Raw genomic sequence first — 4344 nt, 5'->3', positions numbered from 1 at the left:
CATGTCTCTATTGTATCATGCTTATGTGTATTTGGAATTTCTCATTTTGGCTTGTACTATTTATATTCTAGCACCAACTTGTGGCAATCTCCATTCCCATTTTTTCCAGCCAGCTTGAAAAATCCAGAGAAGCAACAGATCTGGCTAATGTGCGCTCTGCTTATGCGAAGATCATGGCCGAAGCAATAGATACAGAAATCCCGGAACCGATCAAAGTGGATCTTGCGCAAAAAAAGCTGGGCTGGCAGACGAGCTCGACACTCACAGTCGGAGGAATCAGTAACAACGATAAAGACAACTGGATTGGGGAACCAGACGAAGACGGATTTTGTATGGTTTCCTACGAGAAAGATACGGGAGCTATTTTAAATTGGAGTGGAGGCTATTCTGGAACGATTGATTATTCCATAAACAATTATCTTAATTTCAATACACTAGAAAACACAGGCAATATGGATAATAACGCCGCATATTTTTCAAATCAGACGTTTCGAATCGGTGCAAAGACAGTAAAAGTCCGTGTCTACTATGCAGGCGGTGGTCCATTCAAGGACGCACTGGATAAATGGACCTTGCAGCCTTCGACCTATGAAAACAGCCCTTTCTATAAGGTTCAGAATAATAATAGTACTACAGAAACAAAGGATGGATTCGCCTATTATACATTTGGAGAAGACAAAAAAATTGATAACTTTATTTATGTGAGCCCTACTGCCGTCTATCAGACCAAGGATGAAGGAAAGACCTGGTATAATATTACGCCACCAACGAAGAACCCCACCGGGCAGGAAAAGCAATGACGATCATTGTTGTACCAGAGCGTGTTTGAAAAAGGTTTTCTGCAAGATGTGCGTCACACTTTGTGGGAGATTTCGCCCGGATGAGGGCGCCGCAGCGGGCTACGGCAACCGAATTCGGGTGAAATCTCCCGCAAAGTGGGGCGTGCAGATTGCGGGAATGATTTTCCAAACACGCTCTAGCTTTCTTATAAACACTGCCCAGTTCAGGAAAGTGCCAGAGATTGGCTTTCTTATAAATCCAAAAAGGGGCTGCCATTTCCCGGCAGTCCCTTTCTGTTTCTTCTTCTGTTTATTCTTCTGTTTCTTCCAGCGTTACTTCCACAACCGTATCCCGGGCATCTGGAAGCGGGTAGCTGTCGCAGGTGTCAGCGTTGAGGAAAAAGAACTGATTCTGGGAGTATTCCTTCAGGTTCCAGTAATCCGTAAGCTTTACCTCGGAATTGTCGGAAAGACGGCGGAGTTTTTTGATCTTACCGTGAATTCCGGTAAGAGGGATTGCTCCTGCCTGAGGTTCCATAACGTGGGCATAGATCTTATTTCCGCTGCGGGTGTAGCGGCCCCATTCCGGTTTATCAATCTCAGCATAGCCGCAGCCGTAGATGCTCTTGGAATTCTCGTCCATCCACTCTCCTACTTCTTCCAGAATCTTCACAGACTCCTTCGGAATACGGCCTTTTGCATCAGGACCCACATTCAGGAGCAGGTTGCCGCCCTTGCTGACACACTCAACCAGCATGTGGATGACCATTTCAGCTGATTTATAATGACGGTCACTGGAGGAATAGCCCCAATTGTTATTCAGGGTCAGGCAGGCTTCCCATGGTACCGGATCACCAAGCTCATTGCGGATTCCTGCTGGCGGGATCATCTGCTCCGGAGATGCGAAATCGCCGGAATATTCGGTAGGATTTGCAGTAAGAATAGAACCGGAGTCCTCAGCACTGCCCTCCAGACGGTTATCAATGATCAGCCAAGGCTGGATGGAACGCACCATGGAAATCAGCTCCTGGGCTTTCCATTTGTCGCACTTCATATTTCCGTAGGAGAAGTCGAACCACATCAGATCCAGCTTACCATAATTGGTAAGAAGCTCTTTAATCTGACCAAACATAAATTCCAGATAACGGTCGAAATCGCGGTTTTCATTGGAGCATTCCGGATGGTTGCGCATTGGATGGTGCATATCTCCATAGTGCGGGAAATCCGGATGGCGCCAGTCTATGATGGAAAAATACAGACCGACTTTGATTCCTTCCGCGCGGAACGCCTCCAGAAACTCTTTTACCAGGTCTTTGTGGCAGGCTGCATTCATGGAATTGTAGTCAGTAAGTTTGGTGTCAAAAAGGCAAAAGCCGTCATGGTGTTTGGCTGTGAGCACAGCATATTTCATGCCTGCCTTTTTCGCAAGACGCGCCCACTCTCTTGGGTTGTAATTCTCAGCTGTGAACTCTTCTGTGAGATGGCAGTAGTCCTCATGTGGAATCTGCTCCACGCTGCGCACCCATTCTCCTCTGGCAGGGATTGCATAAAGTCCCCAGTGAATAAACATGCCGAAACGGGCGTCACGGTACCATTCGGTACGTTTTGTTCTTTCTTCGATTACTTTATTCATTTTATAATGTCCTTTCCTGTAACATTAGGCAAAATACTTTTCCAGTTCTCTCTTCATATCCTCTGGAATTTCCCGTTCAAAGGAAAGTTCTGGCTCGTTTGCCACCCATGCAGCTGCTGTGCAGAGAGTTTTCGCCCCTTCTTCCAGTGCGCGAGGAGATATATATTCTACTGTATCGTGTCTTGTATGCATGCCAAAGCCGTCACGGTTTAAGGTAAGCGCTGGCACACCTTTCCATGCGAAAGTATTGGAATCGCTGGCCCAGACCTGATTTTTGATGGTAACACCCAGCTGATTTTCTTCCATGAGGTTTTTCAGTTCTGCACAGACAGTCGGATCTGCAGTTACTCCCAGAACGTTTCCTCCCAGGAGCTGCCCTGCCAGGTCTACATTCAGATTAAACACATGGCTGCTCATTTCTCCTTCATGGGATTTCACATAATTCTGGCTTCCAACCAGACCTTTTTCCTCGGAGCCAAACCAGATGAACTCCATAGTTCTGGCTGGTCTGTGCTCTGCGAAATGATGAAAAGCTTCCATCACCATGGCTCCGCCGGACATATTGTCATATGCACCAGGGCCTTCCGGAACAGAATCATAATGAGCCGTTACCGTAACGATTTCTTCTGGAAAATCAGTTCCCAGAATGCGTACTGCCACATTGGCGGAATTGCGGGAAATCTCGCTCTGCTGAATGTTCAGGCAGCACTTGGATGCCTGTTTCTCCACGATTTCCACTGCATCCAGATAATGGATAGATGCGCCTGGAAGATCACCTGCCTTGCGGCGGTACTGGGTTGGAATCCGGTCTTCCCCCTGATCCAGCGGCGTGCCGCATATGGTTACAAAGCCAAGTGCACCTGCTGCTTTTATTTTATTTATCATATCTTCACGAATAGGATCGCAGACCAGCACAACTGCCCCTTTTGCCTTGGAAAGACTGATGTCGTCTCCTTTTCCCACGAAGAGAAATGGTGCTGTGATGCCCTCTTCCAGGGTGCAGGCGCCATTCAGGTAGGCACGCACCGGATAAGCCTTCTTATAAGGCTGGCAGATTACCAGCTCTGCCTTTTTCTGCTGAAAATCCGGACACTGGAAAAATTCCATGCGGGGTGTCTGAATGTAGACAGACTTTCCCGTCTGGGCTGCTGCCTGCTCCGCTTCCTTCAAAATGTATTCAGCTGCTTTGTGCTCCCCCTTAGTGCCGGATTCACGGACGTATGCCGTGTCAGCTACAAACTGATACGCGCGTTGTCCATTTGGGTGAATTTCTGTGTATTTATTCATAATTTACTCCATTTAGAGATGGCTTCCGATTTACTCCTATTTAATGCGCTACATTCAGAGGCCTTGCAATTTTCCTTATTATGCTTTGCTGCGCACCTCTAGAGCACAAAGAAAACCATCTCTATATTTCTTAGAAATTCTACTATATACTTCAAAAACTACTATATCTTCTTTTAAATGCAATTTATACTTCCGGCACTTCTTCCATAATACGGATCAACATATCGCCAGTTCCAACATTATAGCCGCTGGTTGCATAAATCCCTACAGACTCGCCATTAGTTACCAGAATTAGCGGAAGCTTGTCTGGATCAACGTACATTCTTCTTCCCAGAAGTTCAATGTTTTCTTCAAAGGAATCGTAATAGATGGAAACATTCGGGAACATCTTCAGCACTTTTGCCAGAAGAGGATCCTGCTTGGCTTCCGGAGTACGAATCATGAAGGAGATGGAATTTTCAAATTCGTGGAATTTTTCTGCATGTTCCAGCATTTCATTCAAAATATGTTCCGTAGGCTCCCGGCTCTCTTCCAGCCACATGAGAATTTTCTTGCCGCCTTTGGTTAACTCAGCGCAGGTTACTGTGTTTCCGGCAGAATCTTTTACTTCAAACTCCGGAAGGGAAATACGCTCCAGCATATCGC

Annotated in this window: 3 protein-coding genes and 3 pseudogenes; 2 read left to right on the top strand and 4 right to left on the bottom strand. The window is 46.5% G+C overall.

Annotated elements, in window-relative coordinates; all coding sequences use genetic code 11:
* Positions 1 to 80: 80 nt before the first annotated feature.
* A complete protein-coding gene (locus tag AB5642_RS19835) occupies positions 81 to 800 on the top strand; it encodes a prepilin-type cleavage/methylation domain-containing protein (RefSeq protein ID WP_173719674.1) in 720 nt (239 codons plus the stop codon).
* Positions 733 to 939: pseudogene (locus tag AB5642_RS19830) on the top strand (DUF6783 domain-containing protein); the annotation flags it as partial. The gene AB5642_RS19835 and the pseudogene AB5642_RS19830, both read left to right, overlap by 68 nt.
* Here the strand turns inward: AB5642_RS19830 and AB5642_RS19825 are convergent.
* The 4 genes and pseudogenes from AB5642_RS19825 to AB5642_RS19810 all read right to left on the bottom strand — a co-directional run.
* A pseudogene (locus AB5642_RS19825) lies at positions 868 to 1056 on the bottom strand (DUF6783 domain-containing protein); the annotation flags it as partial. The pseudogenes AB5642_RS19830 and AB5642_RS19825 sit on opposite strands and share 72 nt — an antisense overlap.
* 33 nt (positions 1057 to 1089) lie before the next feature.
* On the bottom strand, positions 1090 to 2412 hold the full coding sequence (locus AB5642_RS19820; RefSeq protein ID WP_173719672.1) for an alpha-L-fucosidase: 1323 nt from the start codon (positions 2410 to 2412) through the stop codon (positions 1090 to 1092).
* 24 nt (positions 2413 to 2436) lie between these two features.
* Complete coding sequence (locus AB5642_RS19815) at positions 2437 to 3699, bottom strand: M28 family metallopeptidase (RefSeq protein ID WP_148463617.1); 1263 nt, start codon at positions 3697 to 3699, stop codon at positions 2437 to 2439.
* 184 nt (positions 3700 to 3883) lie between these two features.
* A pseudogene (locus AB5642_RS19810) lies at positions 3884 to 4344 on the bottom strand (transglutaminase); the annotation flags it as partial.

Source organism: Ruminococcus sp. 1001136sp1_2201st1_G3_2201SCRN_220225 (assembly GCF_040924365.1).
GTDB classification, from domain to species: domain Bacteria; phylum Bacillota; class Clostridia; order Lachnospirales; family Lachnospiraceae; genus Blautia_A; species Blautia_A faecis.
This window is presented reverse-complemented; position numbering and strand designations above follow the sequence as displayed.